The sequence below is a fragment of the Lentzea tibetensis genome (assembly GCF_007845675.1).
Taxonomy (GTDB): Bacteria; Actinomycetota; Actinomycetes; order Mycobacteriales; family Pseudonocardiaceae; genus Lentzea; species Lentzea tibetensis.
This window is the reverse complement of sequence record NZ_VOBR01000015.1, coordinates 1-17905: the sequence shown is the minus strand read 5'-3', so window position 1 is coordinate 17905 and position 17905 is coordinate 1. Positions and strand designations below refer to the sequence as shown.

General features: G+C 69.4%; 15 protein-coding genes and 3 pseudogenes. 6 read left to right on the top strand and 12 right to left on the bottom strand.

Annotated features, from left to right (window positions below; all coding sequences use genetic code 11):
• Window positions 1–51: 51 nt before the first annotated feature.
• From FKR81_RS23185 to FKR81_RS23170, 3 genes and pseudogenes are all read right to left on the bottom strand, one after another.
• Window positions 52–326: pseudogene (locus FKR81_RS23185) on the bottom strand (M24 family metallopeptidase); the annotation flags it as partial.
• Between the two features lie 477 nt (window positions 327–803).
• A complete protein-coding gene (locus tag FKR81_RS23175) occupies window positions 804–1634 on the bottom strand; it encodes a class II glutamine amidotransferase (protein WP_146354310.1) in 831 nt (276 codons plus the stop codon).
• Window positions 1635–1648: 14 nt separating this feature from the next.
• Complete coding sequence (locus tag FKR81_RS23170; RefSeq protein ID WP_146354308.1) at window positions 1649–1972, bottom strand: hypothetical protein; 324 nt, start codon at window positions 1970–1972, stop codon at window positions 1649–1651.
• A gap of 957 nt (window positions 1973–2929) precedes the next feature.
• On the opposite strand from FKR81_RS23170, the gene FKR81_RS23160 reads away from it, so the two are divergent.
• Window positions 2930–3394, top strand: a complete 465-nt coding sequence (locus FKR81_RS23160; protein WP_146354306.1) for a DUF6069 family protein — start codon at window positions 2930–2932, stop codon at window positions 3392–3394.
• Here FKR81_RS23160 and FKR81_RS23155 read toward each other — a convergent pair.
• On the bottom strand, window positions 3312–4688 hold the full coding sequence (locus FKR81_RS23155) for a chloride channel protein (RefSeq protein ID WP_235921735.1): 1377 nt from the start codon (window positions 4686–4688) through the stop codon (window positions 3312–3314). The genes FKR81_RS23160 and FKR81_RS23155 overlap by 83 nt on opposite strands.
• A gap of 116 nt (window positions 4689–4804) precedes the next feature.
• The gene (locus tag FKR81_RS23150) at window positions 4805–6148 is read right to left on the bottom strand and encodes a hypothetical protein (protein ID WP_235921715.1); all 1344 of its coding nucleotides are present in this window, start codon (window positions 6146–6148) and stop codon (window positions 4805–4807) included.
• Between the two features lie 134 nt (window positions 6149–6282).
• On the opposite strand from FKR81_RS23150, the pseudogene FKR81_RS45110 reads away from it, so the two are divergent.
• Window positions 6283–7041 (top strand): annotated as a pseudogene (locus tag FKR81_RS45110) (YhjD/YihY/BrkB family envelope integrity protein); the annotation flags it as partial.
• 45 nt (window positions 7042–7086) lie between these two features.
• Here the strand turns inward: FKR81_RS45110 and FKR81_RS23140 are convergent.
• The 3 genes from FKR81_RS23140 to FKR81_RS23130 all read right to left on the bottom strand — a co-directional run bounded on the left by FKR81_RS23140 (window position 7087) and on the right by FKR81_RS23130 (window position 9606).
• Window positions 7087–7539, bottom strand: a complete 453-nt coding sequence (locus FKR81_RS23140; RefSeq protein WP_407936543.1) for a DUF7144 family membrane protein — start codon at window positions 7537–7539, stop codon at window positions 7087–7089.
• Window positions 7540–7634: 95 nt separating this feature from the next.
• Window positions 7635–9065 (bottom strand): DUF2252 domain-containing protein, encoded by a 1431-nt coding sequence (locus FKR81_RS23135; RefSeq protein WP_146354299.1) that lies wholly within the window; start codon window positions 9063–9065, stop codon window positions 7635–7637.
• Window positions 9066–9102: 37 nt separating this feature from the next.
• On the bottom strand, window positions 9103–9606 hold the full coding sequence (locus tag FKR81_RS23130; RefSeq protein WP_146354297.1) for an NUDIX domain-containing protein: 504 nt from the start codon (window positions 9604–9606) through the stop codon (window positions 9103–9105).
• Window positions 9607–9823: 217 nt separating this feature from the next.
• Between FKR81_RS23130 and FKR81_RS23125 the strand changes: the two genes are divergently transcribed.
• Genes FKR81_RS23125 through FKR81_RS45105 form a run of 3 tightly spaced genes read left to right on the top strand, consistent with a single transcriptional unit; the run spans window position 9824 to window position 12227 of the window.
• On the top strand, window positions 9824–11194 hold the full coding sequence (locus tag FKR81_RS23125; RefSeq protein WP_235921714.1) for a diacylglycerol/lipid kinase family protein: 1371 nt from the start codon (window positions 9824–9826) through the stop codon (window positions 11192–11194).
• Complete coding sequence (locus tag FKR81_RS23120; RefSeq protein WP_146354293.1) at window positions 11191–11613, top strand: DUF7144 family membrane protein; 423 nt, start codon at window positions 11191–11193, stop codon at window positions 11611–11613. Before FKR81_RS23125 ends, FKR81_RS23120 begins: the two co-directional genes overlap by 4 nt.
• Complete coding sequence (locus tag FKR81_RS45105; protein ID WP_235921713.1) at window positions 11610–12227, top strand: MFS transporter; 618 nt, start codon at window positions 11610–11612, stop codon at window positions 12225–12227. Before FKR81_RS23120 ends, FKR81_RS45105 begins: the two co-directional genes overlap by 4 nt.
• 88 nt (window positions 12228–12315) lie before the next feature.
• Here the strand turns inward: FKR81_RS45105 and FKR81_RS45100 are convergent, their stop codons facing one another.
• From FKR81_RS45100 to FKR81_RS23105, 3 genes are all read right to left on the bottom strand, one after another.
• Window positions 12316–12885, bottom strand: coding sequence for a hypothetical protein (locus FKR81_RS45100; protein WP_235921712.1), 570 nt, complete (start codon window positions 12883–12885; stop codon window positions 12316–12318).
• A 44-nt stretch (window positions 12886–12929) separates the two neighbouring features.
• Window positions 12930–14123, bottom strand: coding sequence for an AI-2E family transporter (locus tag FKR81_RS23110; protein WP_146354291.1), 1194 nt, complete (start codon window positions 14121–14123; stop codon window positions 12930–12932).
• A 73-nt stretch (window positions 14124–14196) separates the two neighbouring features.
• Window positions 14197–16029: a glycoside hydrolase family 15 protein gene (locus FKR81_RS23105; protein WP_146354289.1), complete on the bottom strand. Its 1833-nt coding sequence runs from the start codon at window positions 16027–16029 to the stop codon at window positions 14197–14199.
• Window positions 16030–16196: 167 nt separating this feature from the next.
• Here FKR81_RS23105 and FKR81_RS23100 point away from each other — a divergent pair.
• Window positions 16197–16613, top strand: a pseudogene (locus FKR81_RS23100) (glucose-6-phosphate dehydrogenase); the annotation flags it as partial.
• 397 nt (window positions 16614–17010) lie between these two features.
• Here the strand turns inward: FKR81_RS23100 and FKR81_RS23095 are convergent.
• On the bottom strand, window positions 17011–17403 hold the full coding sequence (locus FKR81_RS23095; RefSeq protein ID WP_146354287.1) for a pyridoxamine 5'-phosphate oxidase family protein: 393 nt from the start codon (window positions 17401–17403) through the stop codon (window positions 17011–17013).
• Between the last annotated feature and the right edge of the window lie 502 nt (window positions 17404–17905).

The following is a 17905-nucleotide window of genomic DNA, read 5'->3' as shown; positions in this document are numbered from 1 at the left end:
CGCCTCCACCGCGCAACCCTCTGGACCAAGACGCGGACAACACCCGACCCGGTCCTCCGGTTCACGCCGGGTGAGCACCAAGTGACGTCCTCGGTGATGGCGACCGTGTGCTCGGAGTGGGCCGTGCGTGAGCCGTCGGCCGACCGGATGGTCCAGCCGTCGGCGTCGTAAACGATCCGATCGGTCGTACGCGCGAACCAGGGTTCGAGCGCGAGGGTCAGCCCCGGCCGGAGCTTCAGGCCACGGCCAGCCCGGCCCTTGTTGGAGACGTGAAGGTCCTCGTGCGTGGTGCGGCCAACGCCGTGGCCACCGAACTCGGTCCGGACGTGCCACCTCGATCGCCGCCTCCAACGCTTCCCGGTGTCTCGCCTGCTGCACAGTCCAGTCCCGCGTCGGACGCGCGGTCACGCCAGTGATGTGCAGGCGCCTGGTGCCCTGTTCGAGAAACACCAACGCGTACAGACGTTTGCCGAGCACGGTGTCGATGTGGATGAAGTCCGCCGCGATGATGCACTCAGCGAGGGCGGTAGATGCAGACGCTTGAGTACACGGAGGACGGTTGACGCGGCTGTCCGGTGGCCGAGCTCGAGCAGCTCACCTTGGATACGGCGGTAACCCCAGGTGGTGTTCTCCGGCGCCATACGCTCGATCAACGCCACGACGGTCTCGTCAACCCGCGGGCGGCCAGTCCGGGTAGAGGCAGACCGCGGTCAGCGCCGTCGTCAGGAGGACCGCTCCACCCTGGACAACCTGTACCGCCTGAGCTCGGGTGGCGGCCGCGTTGCCGTCCCTTGCCGACCTCGTCAGGAGACCACAGGTGCGAACGGGCGCAGTTCCTCGACGCCTTTGAGCACGACGACGCAGGAGGACTCGGGTACCTCCCGCCATGCGCCCTCCAGATCCCCCAACGGTTCGGACACCACGAGCCGCGTGTCGGCGGAAAGGTCGTGCAGCACGGCGTTGTCCGGATACTGACGGCGCAGTGTCGAGACGTCGGTGCTGTGGAACAGGGAGCGCGACCGGCCGATGCTGGAGTAGCGGAACGCCCAGGTGACCTCGCCGTCGGTCGTCGCGACGGTCATCTGGATCGGGTGCGCGACACCGTGGCGCCTGCCCGTTTCCTCGACGAATCCGACCGCCCGAGCCACCGCGGAGGGCGGATCCTCGGACAGGCCGAAGCTCAGCGCGAGGTAGAAGAGGATCTCGGAGTCCGTCGAACCCTCGATCCCGGGGAAGAGCACGGGGTCGATCGCGAGGGTGAGGTCGCGCCGCACGGCCGCGAAGTCCGCGATGACCCCGTTGTGCATCCACAGCCATCGGCCGTGCCGGAAGGGGTGGCAGTTCGTCTGCTGGACCGCGGAGCCGGTGGACGCGCGGATGTGGGCGAAGACCCGGCCGGCCGCGACCTGGGCGGAGAGTTCTCGCAGGTTGCGGTCGTTCCAGGCGGGCTCGGTGCTGAGGAACAACCCGGGGGTCTGTCCACCTCCGTACCACCCGACGCCGAACCCGTCACCGTTGGTGGTTTCCACGCCGAGGCGGGAGTGCTTGCTCTGGATGACCAGTGAGTTCGTGGGCTTGTAGAGAAGTTCCTCAAGGAGGACTGGCGAACCGGAGTATGCGAGCCAACGGCACATGGCTGCTCCTTGGATCAACGCACGGACAGGACGTGGAACTGCCACGGCTCGAGGGAGACGTACAGGCCGGGCAGGACCAGGTCGTCACCGTCGCGCTCGAACACGGTTCCCTCGAGGAGGTCGGTGAGGCGCCATGAGTGGCCGGACAGGTCGGGCCACCCGAACGGGATGCGTGCCTGGCCCGGTTCGGAGGAGAAGTTCACGACGACGACGTGGCGGGCTCCGTCGGCCGCGGACCACGACCAGGCGAGCAGGTTGCGACAGGTCTGGTTGTCGGGCCAGCCCTCGGGTTCGAGCAGCGACCACGTGCCGCTGCGCACACCGCGGTCGCCGGCCACCTCCAGCAGCCGGCGGTACCAGCTCGTACTCGGGGTCCTGCTTGCCCCGCTCGTGGTTCACGGCAACGAGGTCCGCGTACGGGAACTCGGCCTGCGGGTACTTGTAGAGCATCTTCAGGTACGACGACGTCGGGGTGGCGTCGAGGTAGAAGTAGCACTCCTTCACGTCCTCGCCGTGGTTGCCCTCCTGGTTCGTCAACCCGAACAACCGCTCCTTGAGGATCGGATCGACGCCGTTCCACAAGCCCAGCGCCAGACACAGCCGCTGCCGGTCGTCGCTGACACCGGCCAGCCCGTCCTCTCCCCACCGGTAGGCCCTGGAACGAGCGTGGCCGTGCGGGAAGGACGACCAGGCGTCCCCACCGCTGTAGTCCTCGCGGACCGTTCCCCACTGCCGTTCACTGAGGTAAGGACCGAACCGCCGCCATGGGACACCACCCGCGTCCGCCTCGTGCAGACGCTTCCGCTCAGCATCGACCACGATGTCGCACCTCCCGCTAGGAGCCCGTGCAGCGTGGCAGCGCGACGATCGTCACGAATCACCCGAACCGGATGAGCCCGAGAGGCCGCCGGCGATCACGTTCGATCGTGAGCTCGGGAATCAGCCCAGCGATGACCCCAGGCTCGCGGCGACTGTCGGCTCGAGGTCCTGCCTTGCTCGCACCATTGCCACACCACCCTCGTCGACCTGAGAGACCGCAGTCTGTTCGGTCCGAGTCGGATGGGACTCACCCAACAGGGATGACTCGGCCCCGGTGCGCCGGGTAGCCCATTGCCGCCAACGGCTCATCCCCGCCGGGTGATTCCCGGCGGCCGGCGATCGGGAAGCCTCACTCGAGGTCGACACGGCAGCACGATCGTCGATGACGCCAGGGCAGAAACCCGCGAGCAGGACAGGAGAAATCAGATCCCGACCTGCTCCCACCGGAAGTGAGCTACTCACGTCAGGAGACGGCTATGGCGGAGTACCAGCGAGCGCAGACGCCTTCCGCGCCTCGCGCAGTCGACGCAGGCAGGCTGTGGGCCGGGGGTGCGGCCACCGCCCTCGTCGCCGCGCTCATCGCCGTCGCCGGAATCCTGATCGCACGCGGTCTGTTCGACGTACCGATTCTCGCGCCCAAGGGTTCCGGCGCGTGGGGGGATGCCAGCACCGCGTGGTACGCCTTCGGCGCGGCAACCGCCGCTCTGGCGGCGACCGGACTCGTGCACGTACTGCTCATCTCCACGCCACGTCCGATGCGATTCTTCTCGTGGGCCATCGCACTGGCGACCATCATCGCCGTGCTGGCACCGTTCGCGAGCGGGGAGACCGTCGCGGCCAAGCTCGCCACCGCCTGCCTCAACCTGGTGCTCGGGGCGGCCATCGGCTCGTTGACGGCAGGTTCGGCGAAGAGCGCGACACGGCTCGCCCGCTCCCGCTAGCGGTCCGCCGGCCCGAGAGCATCTCGCCGACGACCAGTGCGGTCACCGCCGCCAGGATCACGACCGGGATCTGGCTCCTCGCGGCATCACCCAGCAGAAGCACCACGAGCACGATGCTCGTGACAGGCAGGCGGGTCACGGCGGCGCCGGCCGCCATGCCGATGGCCAGTCCGGGAACGGTCTCGATTCCCGGCAACCACGTGCTCGCGAGCAGACCGAAGGCCGCGCCGAGGAACACGGCCGGGAACACCGGGCCGCCGCGGAACGTCCCCAGGCACACGGCGTAGGCGAGGCCCTTGCACACCAGCAACGCCACGAGCGCTCCCGCCGACCACTGGCCAGGCTGAGTGGCGAGCGTCGGCAGCGTGGCCTGCCCGGACAGCGCGACGTCCGCGGGCGAGTGATCGGTGATCACGGCGTAGAGGGCCGCACTGCACCCGGCCAGCAGGCCGGCGGCGACCGTGATCACCATGGTTCGGGACGCCGCCAGGCGAGCGGTTCTCCGTCCCACCGCGAAGATGGCCCAGGTCGTCACGGCAACGACGGCCGCCACGGGGAACGCCCACGCCACGTCGGCGATCTCGAGACGGGCGGGCTCGAGGTCGGGGATGGACAACGCGTCGATCTCGAGGCCCGTCCACTTCCCGAGCCCGGTGAACACGAGCGCGCCGACCCCGCTGGACACCAGACATGGCAGGACGAGCTGCATCGTCTGACGCCGAGCCAGCCCGGCCACCTCGAGGAACATGATGACCGCGACGAGCGGGTTGCCGAAGACCGCGGAGACCGCCGCCGCCGAGCCCGATGCGGCGATCACGGTCGTCGAACGCGCGTCACCTCCCGCCTTCACCCACTTCGCCGCGAGCAGCGCCAGGCCGCTGCCCATCGCGAACAACGGTGCCTCTGGGCCGACCACGGCGCCGAGCACCCAGCCCGCGGTGGCGGCGAGCATGGTCCCGGGAACATGGCTGGTTGGCGTCGCGCTCGCATCCAGGCCCTCGGCGGGCACGTGGCCACCCCGACCGGGAAGGTGGGTGACCGCGAGCGCGACGAGCACCCCCGCCAGGCCGATGGTGGCGATCGGCCACCACGCCGGGAGCGGCTCGAGACCCAGGCTCGTCGGAAGGGTGTCCCACATGAGGTGCTCGAGCCAGTGCACCGCGGCCAGGAAGGCGAACACGAGGAAGGACAACGGGATTCCGATCAGCGCCGCGGTGAGCAGCAGGGCGAGGTAACCCTGACTGTGCAGCACCACGTCGATGTCGGGTTCGTCGTGCGACGGTTCGGCGTTCATGTTCGGCACGCTCCACACCTCACCCGGAACACGCGAGGACTCGGGCCACGAGGTCCGACAACCATGGCCGGGTGCCCCCTCGACGCGTCGGTGACGATCAGGTCGTAGTGCACGGGTCAGCCGGTGGGACCGGGAGTTGGAGCAGCGGTCGCCGGCTGATCGAGGAACTGGATCACCGCCAGGAAGACGGCGAGCAACACCGCGACCATCAGCACGGCGAGGCCGGTCGGCTGGTCGAGGAAGACGAGCACGAGCACGGCCAGGCCGAGTGCCGCACCGCGCAGTACGCCGCGGTAGGTGTGCACCCAGGTGCCGAGACGCCCGGCGCGCAGGCCGGACAGGCCGCGCAACCAGGCCAGTGCACCGGCCCCGGCGTGGCGGATCCGCACGGCGGTGGCCGAAGGTCCGGTGAGGAACGCGCCGAGCGCGGTGATCAGGCCGAGCACGAGCAGGGTGCGCAGCCCGTCGCGGAGGAACCGGACGATGATGTCGTACGACGCCGCGGTCGAGGCCGCGGAGCGGTTGGGCACGGCGTCGATCAGAACGACACGGGCGATCAGCAGACCCGTCCCGAGCACGAGCATGCTGCCCGCGAAGCCGAGCCCGGACACGAGCAGCGCACGCCTGCGGTTGCGGGCGAGGACGACACCGATGGCGATCAGCGCGATGGAGACCCACGGCAGCCAGGTCGCGAGCCGGTTGAGGGTTGTGTAGGCGGACTGGGCTTTCACCAGTGCCGACGCATCGGCGATCTCGATCGTGGGGTGCACGTCGGGCACGCGGTTCGCGGCGGTCAGGCCGGCGTCGACCAGTTGCTGCTTCGCCGCACCGATGAACGGGGCCAGGTCGAGCGTCACCTTCTCGCCCCGGATCGACACGGCGGAGGCGGAGCCGGACAGCACCGCGTCCGCCTGCTCGTGCGCGACCCTGATCGTCCGATCCCACGCCTGCGCGAACTGCTGGCTCGCGAACAGCTCCGCGACCTTGGTCCGCACGAAGTCGCGCACGCTGTTCGCGAGCGGGACGGTGAACTCGTGCAGGCGGTCGGTGACGCGTGGTGGCACGCCCTGGGCGCCGAGCGCGTCAACGGCCTCGTCGGCCAGTGCCCGCACGTCGACGTAGGTGAACACGGCGTCGACGACCCGGCTGGTCAGCGCCGCCTGCACCGCCGGGTCGCGGATCAGCGGGCTCACCGTGGCGACGAACCGATCCGTGTCAGCGACCTGACGGTTCGTCCACACGGTCGCGAGCGCCACCGGGGCCAGTGCGCATCCCAGCACGATCAGCAACGCCGACAGGATCGCCTTCCAGCTGATCGACCGCCGGGCACGGGGCCGGGCGGTGCGCAGCGCCTCGACTTCCCCGCGCAGCCGCTCCAGCTCGGCGCGTTCGTCCAGGCTCAACGCCCCGGACACAGCAGGCGCAGATGCAACGGGCTCGGAGACAGTGGGTTCGGACACCGGGGACCTCCCACGGGACTCGACGTCAACGGCCCACCTTCCGGCCGGGTGGCCTCGCCTGCCTCCCCCGTCGGGGATGAGCCAACGTGACCGGCCGAGCCGGTGAGCACGTCCGCCGCCTGCGTCACCGGGTGATGTCCGCGGCCGAAGGGAATCGAACGGTCGCCGTCGGAGTCGCGGTCGTGCGCCGGGACGTCGAGGCAGGCGGCACGCTGCTCGCCGGAGCACTCGCGTTCCGGTTGTTCATCTGGTTGCTGCCGTGCGGCCTGCTGCTGGCCGCGGTGCTCGGCTTCACCGCCACGACCGGCCACTCGGCCGACGAGCTCAGTCAGACCGCGGGCATGAGCCCGCTGACCGTGAACATCATCGGTCAGGTCGGCGCTCAGGCCGAACGCGGCCGCTACATCACCGCCGCGCTGGGTCTCGGGCTGATGGCGTGGGCGGGTCTCGCGCTCGGCCGCGTGCTGGACCGGATCCACGACCGGGTGTGGCGCAGCCGCAGCGACCGCGGGATCAAGCCGGCGCTGGCCCGCGCCGCTCGCTACAACCTGGTGCTGCTCGCGATCATCGTCGTCAACATCACCGGCCCGGTGGTGGTGGCCGCCACCGGGTTGCCCGCGGCCCTGATAGGACTTCCCGTGCTGGCGACGTACGTGGTGCTCGCCGCGATCATGCTGAGCGTCGAGTGGCCGCCGAGGTGGCGCCAGGCGCGTCCGGGCGGTCTCCTGGTCGCGCTGGGGGCCGAGGGCCTGCACCTGGTGGCCGTGCTCTACCTGCCGGGCAGGCTCGCCCGCGCCTCGCAGCTCTACGGCACCCTCGGTGTCGCGGCGGCCATTCTCGTGTGGCTCGCTCTCATCGCGCGGCTCGTGGTGATCGGCCAGGTGCTCAACGCAGTCCTGACCGACCACCACGGGCCGGGTGCGATCGGTGAGCTCGGGTCACTCCCGCCCGCCGTGCACGATCACGGCCCAGATCACGATCACGTCGAGGACGATGGCGATGATCGACCACGCCGGGTACGCCGACATGAAGGCCAGTTGGGTGAGGGCGTTGAGCGACACGAGTAGAACCACGGCGATCCGGGCCCACGCCGCCCCGCCCGGCAACGCGATGCCGGAGATCACGGCAGCCGCACCGACGATCAGGTGGATCCAGCCCCACGCGGTCAGGTCGAACACCAGCAGGCCCTGCGGGCCCACCGTGTAGTACTTGTCGTCGAAGAGCGCGACGAGGCCGTAGATGACGTTGAACATCCCGACCATGACCGTCATGACGGCGCCGAACACGATCCAGCCCGTCCACGCGGAGGTGGACCTGGTCATGCCCTTGGTGTACTCGGAGGTCCTCCCGCGGCCGGCGGGCGCAGTGGCACTCGCTGGTGTGTCTGTCATGTTCGACTCCTGTCAACTCCGATGAGCCCAGCAGCCGTCACCGTGTCCCACCGTCGCCGCCCGCTCATCGCCCGCAGATGATGAGATGCGCACGCCTACAGTCCGGGCGCCGCGCGCATCCGGCCGCGGTCGATCGCCTTGACCAGCGCGGCGTGGTCGCGCTCGTTCTGGTCGGCGCAGGTGTCGGCGAACTCGCGGACCGCCTGGTCGAACACGTCCCCGGCGCCGAGGTACGCGGCGATCGCGATCCGGTCACCGGTGCGGGCGTGTGCCCGCGCGAGGGTCCAGCCGCACAGCTCACCGTAGAGCTCCATCCCCGCCGACGGCATGGTCTCGATCGTCGCCGATCCCTTCCAGTCGCGCAGCTGCCGCACGTAGAAGTCGCGCATGCGGCCGTCGAGACCCTCCTTGACCCGTACCCAGCCGAGGAAGATGTCGCTGACCGCCTGCATGAGCCGTTGCCCCACAACGACCCGCTGGCCCGCGTTGTCGAACTCGCTCGGCTTCGTGAACTCCTCCAACGCCGACGGACCAGCCTCTTTCGCTTGCAGGAAAAGAGGATCGCGTGCGTCGTCGCCGAGCATGAGGATCATCCAGGAGCGGGTGCCCACGCTGCCGACACCGACGACCTTGCGGGCGAGATCGGTGAACCGGTACTGATCGAACAGCATCCGCCGCTCCGGTTCGAGGCTGCTGCGGTAGTTGCGGAGCAGGACGCTCATCTGCCTGGTGATCTCGGCGGCGTCCGTGCCCGGTTCCAGCAGCTCGGCTACGGGCACGACCAGCGGCGGTTGCGCGATGATCCTCGGTTCGCCGTCCACGAGCCCCGCGAACCGGCTGAGCGTGCCGAGGTGGTCCTTGGACTGCGCCTTCGCGGCGGCCCGGTCGAAGCCTTTGCGCTGAGTCTTGTGGAGCTTCGGGTCGAGACGCTCGCGGATGTCGGCCATGTCGAGGTGCGCGTACCAGACCGCGAGGGAGGACCGGTCGGCGAACTCGCGCATCGCGCGACGGTACGCGGCGACGGTCGCGAGCACGATCTTGCGCCGGGTCTTGGCGGTGAAGTCGTTGTTGCGGCCGGCGATCTCCATGCTGGTCGCGAGTCGCTTGATGTCCCACTCCCACGGACCCGGCAGCGTTTCGTCGAAGTCGTTGATGTCGAAGACGAGACGTCGTTCGGGTGAGCCGAAGAGGCCGAAGTTCGACAGGTGGGCGTCCCCGCAGCACTGGACGGTCAGGCCGCTGTTCGGTGTGTGCGCCAGATCGCTCGCCATCGGCAGGGCGGCACCGCGGTAGTACGCGAACGGCGAGGCGACCATCCTCCCGTAGCGGATCGGCACCAGCTCCTGCACGCGGCCCTTGTCCTCCATCTCCAACATGGACAGCGGATCAGGCCGGTCGGGACCGGGATCGAACTCGGCGTGGCTGGCGCGCGGCACCGCGGCGCGCGCGGCTTTCCCCTGTGCCACGCGGTCATGGCGCGTGAGTGGCACCTTCTCGGGCGCCTTGGCGCCTGTCGCTCGGGTCATCGCCGGCTCCTCCTCAGCTTCACGACACGGCAGGCGGTCATTCGAGATGGGGCTCGGCGGCCGCGGACAGGGCGTGGCGGATCCACCGCCGCACGCCGGGCTCCAGCGGCACGAGCACCACCTTCTCCGGCTCGAACCACGCTGCGTCGCACGTCTCGTCCAGGTCGGGGGCCGGACTCCCCGACACGACGCAGGCGTGGAAGCACACGACGAACTGCTGCCGGATCTCCTCCCCCGCGGCGGACTCGACGACGTGGCGGGGGTCGGTGAACAGTCCGATCAGACCGGTGATCCGCACCCGCAGTCCGGACTCCTCGGCGGTCTCGCGCACTGCGGCCTCGACGGCGGTCTCCCCCACGTCGACCCGTCCTCCCGGCAGTTCCCACGCGCCGCTGTCACAGCGCCGAACGAGCAGCAGCTGCCCGAGGTCGTTGCGGACCGCGACGAACACCGACGGCGTCACCACCGTCGCCACCGGGGCGGCGGGGTCGTGGAAGTGGACTCGGCGGACCGGCCTGGAGCCGACCTCGACGTCGCTCATGGCGCACCTCCGGGACCGGTCGTGGACGTATGAGGTTCGGTCGCGGACCGCTCCGTCCGCATCCTCCGCTCAGGGTGAGCCTCTCCAGGTCATCCAGACCGGGTGACGACAACCGCGCCGACGCCGCACCAGGGTGGTCCGTCGAGGGAGGAGGTGGTGCGCGATGGACGGCGAACGATCCCCATCGCCATCGACCGGCCGCAGAGCAGCGGCCGGGGTGGCACTGCTGACCTTCGCCGGCGCCGTCGTGGTCGTCGTCGTGGTGCTCTTGCGACACCCCGTCGAGCTGCCGATCGCGTTGATCCTGCTCTTCGCGACGGTCGCGGCGGCGTGGTCGGCACTGGTGAACCGCGGGCTCGCACGACTCCTCGCGGCGGCGGTCGCGATCGTGGCACTGGTAACGGTCGTCCTGCTACCCGAGATCAGGTCGTTCCTGGTGATCTCCGTCGTGGTCGGGCTGGTACTCGCCTCGACCGCGGCGGCACGGGTGGCGATCGGACGTGACCTGGCCCCGGTCACCGGCGGTCACATCGCGCTCCCAGCCCGGCACGGCGTCCTGCTGATGAATCCATGGTCCGGTGGCGGAAAAGTGGGCCGGTTCGACCTCGAGGACAAGGCGCGCAGCATCGGCGTCACCCCGGTCGTGCTCCAGCGGGGCGACGACCTCCGCGCGCTCGCCGAGCAGGCGGTGGCAGGCGGCGCCGACGTGCTCGGCATGGCGGGCGGCGACGGTTCCCAGGCGCTGGTCGCCGACGTGGCGAGCCAGCACGACGTCGCGTTCGTCTGCGTGCCCGCGGGGACGCGCAACCACTTCGCGCTCGACCTCGGCCTCGACCGCGAGAACGTCGCCGCCGCGCTGGACGCGTTCGGTCCGGCGGTCGAACGGCGCGTGGACCTGGCGCTGATCGGTGACCGCGTGTTCGTCAACAACGCCTCGCTCGGCGTGTACGCGACGGTTGTGCAGTCCGAGGAGTATCGCGACGCCAAGCTCGCGACCACCGCGCAGCGGCTCCCCGACCTGTTCGGCCCCGGCACCGACCGAACCGACTTCCGCTTCGCCAAACCCGACGGTTCCACGGCGCGGTCGGCCGACGTCGTGCTCGTGTCCAATGGCGCCTACCGCTTCACGAGCATGAACGGCTTCGGCACCCGTGCGCGGATGGACGAGGGCTTGCTCGGCGTCGTCACGGTGACCGTGGACAGCGCGCTCGACGTGCCGACGCTGATCGCCGCCGAGATGGCCGGCCAGATCAGCCGGTTCCGCGGCTACGAGGAGTGGACGGCGCCGCAACTGGAGATCGACTCCGGGCAGCCGCTGGTGGACGTCGGCGTCGACGGCGAAGCCCTCCGCCTCCCGCCACCACTGCGGTTCCGCTCACTGCCCGGTGCGCTGCGCGTCCGCACCCCGGTGGACGCACCAGGCGCCGCTCCCGCCGCGCTGGCACCCACCGGGGTGGTGAACGTGGTCAGAGTCTTGTTCCGGGTCCTGAGCGGCAGTTCCGCGCGTTCTCACCCGCAGAGGGTGAGCACGCGGGTTCCCGGTCAGCGCAACGTCGACGGTTTCACCGATCGAGGAGAAACGCCATGATCGACCACTCCGCGGCGTCGGGCCATCACGGCGAGGCCACCAAGTGGACCGAGTGGGTCGGCTTCGCCAGCGTGATGATGATGCTCCTCGGCGGGCTGCAGGTGCTCGAGGGGCTGGTGGCCATCTTCGACGACGAGTTCTACCTCGTCGACGCAGGCGGTCTCGTCGTCAACCTCGACTTCACCGTCTGGGGATGGGTGCACCTCGGCATCGGCGTCATCATCGTGGCCACCGGGATCGGGCTGCGGACCGGCAGCGTGGTCGCCCGTGTGCTCGCGGTCGTCTTCGCGGTGCTCAGCGCGCTGGCGAACCTCGCGTTCATCGCGGCCTTCCCGCTCTGGTGCTCGGTGGCCATCACCTTCGACGTCATCGTGATCTACGCGATCGTGGTGCACGGGAACGAGCTCAAGCGCCGATGAGCACCAGTACGCGCGCGGGGCCCGCCACGGCGGGCGTCTTGCTCACGCTCGTGATGGCCATGACGATGGTGTCCGGGGGCAAGATCGGTTCCATGATCGGCAGGCTGCGCGCCTTCACCATCGGCTGCGTGATCTACGGGCTCGGTTCGCTCACCACGGCTCTCGCGCCGAACCTGCCGGTGCTCGTGCTGGGCTGGTCGGTGCTCGAGGGAATCGGCGCCGCACTCATCCTGCCCGCCATCGTCGCGCTGGTCGCCAGCAACTACCCGGCAGCGGAACGACCCCGCGCCTACGGCCTCGTCATGGGCGCGGGCGCGATCGCGATCGCCGTCGGCCCGCTGATCGGAGGTCTCGCGACCACGTACGTCTCGTGGCGCTGGGTGTTCGCGGGCGAGGTCGTGCTCGTCGCCGGGATCCTGCTGCTCGCTCGCCGCATCGCCGACGCCCCGGCGGAGGCCCCGGTCCGGTTCGACCTCGTCGGCGCCCTGCTGGCCGGGGCCGGGCTGGGCCTGTCGGTGTTCAGCGTGCTTCGCTCCGCCGACTGGGGCTGGGTCGCGTCCAGGCCGGGCTGTTCTTCACCATCCCGCTGCACCTCTCGGTGTCGCTGGGCCTGACGGCGCTGGAGACCGGGGTGCGGATTCTGCCGCTGTCGATCACTCTGCTGCTCGCCGCGATCGGCATCCCCCGTTCTTCCCCGCCGCGTCACCACGTCTCGTGGTGCGGCTGGGCCTGATCTCCATGCTCGTCGGGATCGTCGTGCTGCTCGCCGCGATCGACGTCGAGGCCGACGCCCGGATCGTGACCGTTCCGCTGCTGCTCGCAGGACTCGGAATCGGAGCACTGGCCTCGCAGCTCGGTGCGGTGACAGTGCCCGCGGTGCCGGACGAGCAGAGCCCGGAGGTGGGCGGTCTGCAGAACACCGCCATCTACCTCGGCGCGGCGCTCGGCACCGCATTGGCGGGGTCGATCCTCATCACCGCGCTCACGACCTCGTTCCTCGACAACGTGGCCCAGAACCCGGCGATTCCCGAGCAGGTCAAAGCACAGGCCGGCACCGAGCTCGCCGGAGGCGTGCCCTTCCTGTCCGACGAGCAGCTGCGCGACGCGCTCGCCAAGGCAGACCTCGCCCCCGACGTGGTCGCCGACATCGCGGACGTGAACTCGCAGGCGCGCGTCGACGGGCTGCGAGCCGCCCTCACCGTGCTGACGCTCATCGGCGGGCAGGCGTGTTCTACGCACGCCGGATTCCCACCCTGTCCCAGAAGTCCACACCAGACTGAAGGTCCACATCGGACTGAGGAACCCGCCCGCCGGCGTCAGGTCGCGACCGGCTCGGCGGACTCGGCGGACTCGACCTGCTTGCGAAGACGCCAGCGGCGGCGCTGCGTCTTCCGCTGTTGCGCCAAGACTTCCAGCTCCGCTACGTCGCCTTCCTTGGGCGAGGAGCGGAGCAGTGCGTCGGCCCAGCGGGCACGCGGATCGATGTCCACCAGCAACGCCTTCAGCAGCAACGTGAGCGGGATCGCCAGGATCGCCCCCAGCGGGCCCAGCAGCCACGCCCAGAACGCGAACGCCAGGAAGGTCACGGTGACCGACAGGCCGACGGCGTCACCGATGAACCGTGGCTGGACCAGCGACTGCAGCACGAAGTTGAGCAGGCCGTAGACGACGATGACCGCCACCATCAGATCCGGCCCGCCGGACAGCAGCGCGAGCAACGCAGGCGGCAGCAGCCCGATGACGAACCCGACGTTCGGGATGTAGTTGGTGATGAACGCCAGCAGCCCCCAGATGACGGCCAGCGGCACGTTCATGATCGCGAGCGCGACGGAGTCGAGTACCGCGACGATCAACCCGAACACCGTGGTCACCAGCAGGTACTGGCGCGTGTTGCGAGCGAACCGCCCCAGCGCCGCGGTCACCCTCGGCCGGTCCGCGCCGATCGACGCCAGGCGGTCCCCCACCCCGGAGGACTCGACGCTGAGGAACAGCAGCAGCGCCAACAGGAACACGAAGCTCGACGCCAGCCCCGCGATGCTCCCCAGCAGCGACGCCAGCAGCCCACCCAGCTTGCCCAGGTCCAGCGAGTCCGCCGCCTGGCGCAGCTGGTCCGTCCCGACCCCGAACCCGGCGAGCCAGGACGTCACCTTCGCGGCCATGTCGTGAGCGGCGCCCGTGTACCGCGGCAGCTCGGTCGCCAGCGCGGCCACCGATACGACAATGCCCAGCGCGAGCACGAGCAGACCACCGAACACGCAGATGACCAGCACCAGTGTGGTCAACGAGCCCGGCCATCCCCGGCGCCGCAGCCAGGAGGCCACCGGCGCCATCGTGATCACCAGGATGAGCGCGAGGAAGGTCGGGGCCACCAGCCACGCCGCCGCCTGCAACCCGGCGAGCACCACCACGGCGGCAGCCGCGCTGAGCAGGATGACGAACGCCCGTGGGAGGTCGAACAACTGGCTTCCGGTGGACCGGACATCGGGAGTCTGACCAGCCGAATCTGTCATCAACGGAACCTGAGCCCGCACACGGGAGGCGTGCGTCACCCGCCAGGGGCGAGGCCGCGGGCCTCCCGCGCGATCATGAACCAGATGGTCGATCGAGCGCGTCGTCGAGTGTGATCGCCGCGTCGATGAGCGCCAGGTGGGTGAAGGCCTGCGGGAAGTTGCCGATCTGCTCACCGGTCAGCGCGATCTCCTCGGAGAACAGCCCGACGTGGTTGGCGTAGGTCAGCATCTTCTCGAACGCGAGCCGGGCGTCGTCGAGCCTGCCCATCCGCGCCAGCGCGTCGACGTACATGAAGCTGCACAGGGAGAACGTGCCCTCGCTGCCGCGCAGGCCGTCGGGCGAGGCTTCCGGGTCGTAGCGGTAGACGAGGCTGTCGGTGACCAGCTCCCGCTCCATCGCCTCCACAGTGGACACCCACAGCGGGTCCCGCGGTGCGATGAAACCGACACTCGCCATGCGCAGCAAGGACGAGTCGAGCACCTCGCTGCCGTAGTGCTGGACGAAGGCATGCCGCTGCGCACTCCAGCCGTTCTCCATGATCTGGTTGTAGATCCCGTCCCGCGCGGCGATCCAGCTCTCGACGGCGGCGGGACGCCCGTGCGCGGCCGCGAGGCGGATGCCGCGGTCGAAGGCGACCCAGCACATCAGCCGTCCGTACGTGAAGTTCTTGCGCCCGCCGCGCGTCTCCCAGATGCCCTCCTCCGGCATGTCCCAGTGCCCGGCGAGCCAGTCCAGCAAGCCGCACACCGCCTGCCACCCGCGGTGCCCGAGCCGGATTCCCCGCTGGTCGGCGAAGAAGATGCTGTCGAGAGCTTCACCGTAGATGTCGAGCTGCAACTGGTCGGACGCGCCGTTGCCGATTCGGACCGGCACCGAACCGCGGTAGCCGGACCAGTGCTCGATCGACTCCTCCTTGAGATCACTGGAACCATCAACCCGGTACATGATGTGCAACGGGCCGCCCTCTCCCCCGGCGTGTTCCGCGACCCGCTTGCCCAGCCACTCGGCGAACTGGCGTGCCTCGCCGGTGAAACCGAGGCGCAGCAACGAGTGCACCGAGAACGACGCGTCCCGGATCCACGTGTAGCGGTAGTCCCAGTTCCGTTCCCCGCCGATCTGCTCGGGCAGGCCGGCCGTCGGCGCGGCCACCAGGCCACCGGTGGGCGCGTAGGTCATCAACTTGAGCGTGATGGCCGAGCGCTGCAGCACCTCCCGCCACCGCCCGGTGTAGGTGGAGCGGGCGACCCAGGACCGCCACCACGCCACGGTGTCGTCGAACAGCCGCTCGAACTCGGCCACCCGGATCTCCCGCGGTGGCCCGGTCGCCGCCGACTCGAGCACCAAACCGCGCACGTCACCAGCCGTGAGGTCGATCGACAGCCGGACGTCGTCCCCGTCGAGGCGGACCCGAGCCAGCCGTTCGTCACCCGGCTCCCGCACGGAGTGCAGGACCAGTCGCAGCGCATCAGAGGTGAACAGGATGCCGTGGTCGGTCAGTTGAGTCTGGTGCGCGGCACGCCCGTAGTCGAACCGCGGGGCCACCTCGATCTCCAGGCTCACCTCGCCGCGGACGCAGCGCACCATCCGGACCAGCCGGTGGTTGTCGGTGGCCTCGGCCGGTGCGGGCGGCATGAAGTCGACCACCTCGCCCACGCCGGCTTCGGTGATGAACCGCGTGATGAGGACCGCGGTGCCCGGGATGTACATCTGCTTCGTCTCGTAGCCGCCGCGCGCGGGCGTGATCCGGAACCGGCCGCCGCGCTCGTCGTCCAGCAGAGCGCCGAAGACGCTCGGCGAGTCGAACCGCGGGCAACAGAACCAGTCGACCGCGCCGTCCGTGCTGACCAGCGCCGCGGTCTGCAGATCTCCGATCAGTCCGTGTTCAGCGATCGCTGCCTCGGCCATGGCCGACCTCCTCTACTCCCCGCTGGACGACTCGATCATCACCACGACCAGCCGCATCCGCCTCACCTGCCGAGGACGAGAAAGGCGGGTCACCCCGGCGAGGTGATGTGCGCTCATCACGCCGCGGAGAACCGTGCAGCCCGACATGGGTGACGGGAGAGCGGCTGATGGAAGCGGACGTGGTTGGCGCGATGGCCATCTTCGGTGCCACAGGTGACCTGGCCGGGCTGGAGACCTTTCCCGCGCTGGTCGGGCTGGTGGAACGGGGTATGCTCGACGTACCCGTGGTCTGGGTGGCGATGAGCGGCTGGGACCTCGCCCAGTTCCGGCAGTACGCGGCGGACTCGTTGCGCGACAACGGTTTCGACCTGCACTCTCCGGCTGTCGAGAAGTTGCTCGAGCTGCTCCGGTACGTCGACGGCGACCTCACGGCCGACACCACCTGCAAAGCCATGTCCGAGGAAATGGGCGGTGGGCGAGCACTGTTCTACCTCGAGGCGCCCCCATCCCTGTTCGGCCGCATCGCACTCGGCATCGCGGCGGCCGGGCGTGCGGACGGAGCTCGGATCGTGGTGGAGAAGCCGTTCGGCACCGATCTCCAGAGCGCACGAGAACTCAACAAGACGCTGAGCGAGGTCTTCCCCGTGGACACCCGGCACGCGGCTGAACATCCAGGAACACCTCGAAGCCGCGCTCCTGCTGCTCGACCGGATGGGCATCAGCCCCGCGGACCTGGTCCAGGCCGACGCACCTCGGCCGGCCGCCCTCACCTTCGCGGCACACGTGCAGATCGTCTCCGACGCGGTCAACGAAGGCACCCGACGGGTGCATGGCACCTACTGGAACCGCATCGTCGAACTGCACGCGCTCGCGGTCGTCGTTGCAGCCGCGCGCGAGCTCAGAGCCGGCGAAAAAGATCTTCACTCGGAACGTCCTCGTTCTGGACTGCGCGGACGCCTTCGACACCACACGAATGGCAGGTCAGGTGCGAAGATCGAGCTGGCTGCCGCAAAGTTGTGTTGGCGCAACACAAGCGTAGACAGCCTTCCCGTCGTGGCTGGGCAATCCGGCTGCTTCGGCAATGCTGCGACGTTGGTGAGAGACCACCTGCCCCCTGCCGTACACCGTCACTGAGCATCCGGTCTGCGCGCCGTCTACGAAGTCATCGGCCTGGAACGCGACGAACTCGAATCCGGCAGGCAACAGCCTGGTCGCGGTGCTTTGGTCAAGACTGACCATGATCACTTTGTTGCGCACGATGAACGGTACGGGCTGAGCCACCGGCAAACCGGCTGAGGTGTACAACAGACGCCCTAGGCTGACGCGGTCCAGCAGGTCCCAGCATTCGCTGTTGGTGAGCTCGTGTACCGCCATCACACCTGTTCCGGTTGCATCGACCGACGCGGCCTGTGAGGTCAGGCTTCCGGGACACAGTCAGAACCGGCTTCACCTCATGGTGGAGCGACGGCCTGCTGCTCACCCCGCAACCCTGGAGATACGTCCACTTAGGATGGTCGTGGCGCACGTTGCCGGCACTTGAGAGAGTCTCCGTCCGACACACCGGCCCCTCGCGCACTGATCAAGATCCACGACCTCAGTGAACCGTCGCTGTCCGTCCGGCACTATCCGCCTGACGACTCGTCCCCATCCGCTTCCACGGATGCGGTCACGCTGCGAACAAAGGTTTCGAGCCTGGCCTCCGGTGCGCCAGGTGCCGGCCGGCTCTGAGACGCCCTGCCGTCCATGCAGGGCGTGTGAGGTTCCGAGCTAGCCAAGTCTCGTCCGGCGACTCTGGGTGTCGCGGCGCACCTGCTCGGTCTGCTCGGTGATCGCGGCGATCTGGTCGGCCAGGGCGGGATGCGTTTCCCGGATTTGG